At 46.7% G+C, this 242-nt stretch carries 1 pseudogene; it reads right to left on the bottom strand.

The annotated features are described in order from the left end of the window. Positions 1–242 (bottom strand): annotated as a pseudogene (locus tag AAEY57_RS20910) (histone deacetylase family protein); the annotation flags it as partial.

Here is a 242-nt window from a genome sequence, read left to right as displayed (position 1 = left end):
ACAAAAAGCAGCATCGAGTTTATCAGCAAGTATTTCGTCAACAGCTAACAATCCGGCACCTACTGCCCGCTCAATCGCTTTAAACGAATCGGGGCACAGCCACGTATCGCCATCTAAATTAGCGAGCCCTTCTGTTGGTAGTGTAGTTTCTACGTGCTTAACTAAAGCCTCATCGTGAGCAAGTAAATAATGTTCACGCTCGGCCTTAGGTGCTTGCAGGTGTGTTAAGCCAACATCTACAC

The sequence above is a fragment of the Pseudoalteromonas sp. MER144-MNA-CIBAN-0113 genome, assembly GCF_040308965.1.
Taxonomy (GTDB): Bacteria; Pseudomonadota; Gammaproteobacteria; order Enterobacterales; family Alteromonadaceae; genus Pseudoalteromonas; species Pseudoalteromonas tetraodonis.
The sequence above is the reverse complement of the archived record's forward strand: the minus strand, read 5'-3'. Positions and strand labels throughout refer to the sequence as shown.